We start from the raw sequence: 2,532 nt of genomic DNA, 5'->3' as shown, positions 1-2,532 counted from the left end.
GAAGAGCTCCGCCGACAGGGCCATGAAAGCCTGCGACGAGAGGGGATGGCGCTCAAAGGTTCGCAGGTGCAGCGGCAGGGATTCACCGCGTGCTCTGTAAACCGCCAGCACCGGCGCGCCATTATCCGAGGCCGTGTCAAAGCGGGCGCGCGTATCGGACCTCAGAGCACGCCCATCGTTGACGAGCTTGCTGTGCGCGAGGTCGAAGAACAACACCTCTCCGAAGGGACTGAAAGCCGATGGGGTGAGGCGTCTGACGCTGATCGTTTGCACGGGCGCAACAGCCTAGTGGGACAGAACGGCTTGGAGGAAGCTTCTGAGGCGTGGATCCTGCGGTGCGTTGAAAATCTCGGCGGGCGATCCCTCCTCGACAATGCGCCCGCCATCCATGAAGACGACCCGGTCGGCGACCTTACGGGCAAAGCCCATCTCGTGAGTCACGACGATCATGGTGACGCCGGTCTTTGCCAATTGCTGCATCACATCGAGAACCTCGCCGACCATCTCCGGGTCGAGAGCGGAGGTCGGCTCGTCGAAAAGAAGAACTTTCGGCTCCATGGCCAGAGCCCGGGCGATCCCGACGCGCTGCTGCTGCCCTCCGGACAATTGCGTCGGATATTTTGTGACGTGATCTTCGAGACCAACACGGACCAGGAGCTTCCTCGCCCGCTCGTCCGCTTCGCTCCAACTCAGGCCGCGAACGCGCGCGGGGCCGAGCGCCACGTTTCGCAGGACCGTCATGTGCGGAAAGAGGTTGAAGCTCTGGAAGACCATGCCGACTTCGACCTGGACCGCGCGCTTGCGGCCGCGGCCGATTTCCATGCCGTCGACGACGATGTCGCCGCTGTTGTGCTCTTCGAGCTGGTTGATGCAGCGGATCAGCGTCGACTTGCCTGAGCCGGAAGGACCGATGATCACGACGATCTCGCCCTCCCTGATGCTGAGGTCCACGCCCTGCAGGGCAACGAAATGTCCGAAGGACTTCACGACGCCCTTCATTTCGATGATGGGCTGCATCAACGTCCCCTCCGCGCGAGGCGTTTTTCGAACACGCTGACCAGGCGCACGAGCGGCAGCAGTATCGCAATATAGATGAGAGCCGCGCTGATGAGGGGCGTCGGGTTCGCGGCGAGTGCCTGCGCCTGCGTCGCTTGCTTCAGGAGGTCCGGCATGGCGACGACAGACGCAAGGGCCGTGTCCTTCATGACGTTGATGGAATTGGACGTGATCGGAGGAATGACGATCTTCAGTGCCTGGGGCAGGACAACGTCGCCCATGAGCCGCCATGGGCTCAGACCCACCGCATGCGCGGCCTCGAACTGGCCTTTGGGAACAGCCTCGATGCCGGCGCGAAAAATTTCGGCCGAATAGGCAGCCGAGACGATGCTTAGCGCGGAGGCCGCTGCGCCAAACGGCGATAGCCTGATTCCCACGAAGGGAAGCGCATAATAGATGACGACAAGGAGGACCAGGATCGGGATGGAGCGGAACACATCGATATAAGCGACGGCAATCTGTCGAAACGGCGAGGCGCCGTAGAGCCGAACGAGCGCGAGCACGAGCCCCCCGATGAAGCCGAGGATGATAGCCGTGATCCCCAACGTGAGCGTCGTCGTCAGGCCGGACAGGAGCAACGGAAGAGTTTGGACAAAAACCTTCCAGTTCAGGAAGGTGTCGAAAATTGACATTGCAGGTCACGCTCTCGATCGTTCGGCGGCGGTAGAGCGCCCGGGGTGATTAGCCCCCGGACGCTCGGTTAATCTCGTTGTCAGAGCTTCGGCATCTCCATCACCTTGACGGTCGTGGAACCTGCGTCTGCCTTGGCGCCGAACCATTTCTCGTGGATCTTGGCCAGAGTACCGTCCTGCTTCATTTTGGTGATTTCGGCGTTCACCTTTTCCAGGAGCGGGCTGTTTTTGGCGAACATCATCGAGTATTGCTCGCCCGTCGGGATCCGTTCGACAACCTTGTAGCTCGGCTTGTCTTTGATGTAGTATTGGACCGCCGGGATGTCGCTGATATAGCCATCGATGCGACCGGCTGCGAGATCGAGCATGGCCGGCGACAGACCTTCAAAGCGACGGATATCCGAGAATTTGTACTTCGCCTGGTTCTGCGTGGCCCACATGTCGCCGGTGGAGCCCGTATCGACGGCCGCGACCTTGCCGCTCATCGTAGCCAAATCCTTCACGGGAGAATCCGCCCGCACGGCGAGCGACTGGTCGCTGTCATAATAGGGCTGGGCGAAGGAGACTGATTCCAGGCGTTTCTTGGTGATCGTGATGGACGATACCGCCGCATCGATCTGCCCTGACTGAACCGCCGCGAACAAGCCGTTGAACGGGATGTTCACGATAGAGACGTTCATGTTGAGGCGCTTGCCGACCTCCTGCGCGAGATCGATCTCGAACCCGACAATCTCGCCCTTTTCGTTCTGGAACTCCCACGGCACGTTCCCCACATTGGCGCCTACCTTCAGGTCGGCTGCATAAGCAGGCAAGCTCGTGGCCATGAATGCCGACAGAGTTGCAA

At 60.6% G+C, this 2,532-nt stretch carries 4 protein-coding genes; all 4 read right to left on the bottom strand.

What is annotated here, in order from left to right; translation table 11 throughout:
* A partial coding sequence (locus AC1DVM_RS22935; RefSeq protein ID WP_477258416.1) for an ureidoglycolate lyase occupies window positions 1-273 on the bottom strand: 273 nt, incomplete at its 3' end.
* A 12-nt stretch (window positions 274-285) separates the two neighbouring features.
* Complete coding sequence (locus tag AC1DVM_RS22930; protein WP_477258414.1) at window positions 286-1,017, bottom strand: amino acid ABC transporter ATP-binding protein; 732 nt, start codon at window positions 1,015-1,017, stop codon at window positions 286-288.
* On the bottom strand, window positions 1,017-1,688 hold the full coding sequence (locus tag AC1DVM_RS22925) for an amino acid ABC transporter permease (RefSeq protein WP_477258412.1): 672 nt from the start codon (window positions 1,686-1,688) through the stop codon (window positions 1,017-1,019). The genes AC1DVM_RS22930 and AC1DVM_RS22925 overlap by 1 nt, the downstream gene beginning before the upstream one ends.
* 80 nt (window positions 1,689-1,768) lie before the next feature.
* On the bottom strand, window positions 1,769-2,512 hold the full coding sequence (locus tag AC1DVM_RS22920) for a basic amino acid ABC transporter substrate-binding protein (RefSeq protein WP_477258418.1): 744 nt from the start codon (window positions 2,510-2,512) through the stop codon (window positions 1,769-1,771).
* Window positions 2,513-2,532: the final 20 nt, after the last annotated feature.

It is taken from the genome of Microvirga sp. P4_A5 (genome assembly GCF_056402495.1).
The sequence above is the reverse complement of the archived record's forward strand: the minus strand, read 5'-3'. Positions and strand labels throughout refer to the sequence as shown.

What these genes read in the sequence shown, in the direction of transcription:
- AC1DVM_RS22920 (WP_477258418.1), bottom strand. Translation starts at nt 2,512, where the DNA reads ATGGCCACGAGCTTGCCTGCTTATGCAGCCGACCTGAAGGTAGGCGCC.
- AC1DVM_RS22925 (WP_477258412.1), bottom strand. Translation starts at nt 1,688, where the DNA reads ATGTCAATTTTCGACACCTTCCTGAACTGGAAGGTTTTTGTCCAAACT.
- AC1DVM_RS22930 (WP_477258414.1), bottom strand. Translation starts at nt 1,017, where the DNA reads ATGCAGCCCATCATCGAAATGAAGGGCGTCGTGAAGTCCTTCGGACAT.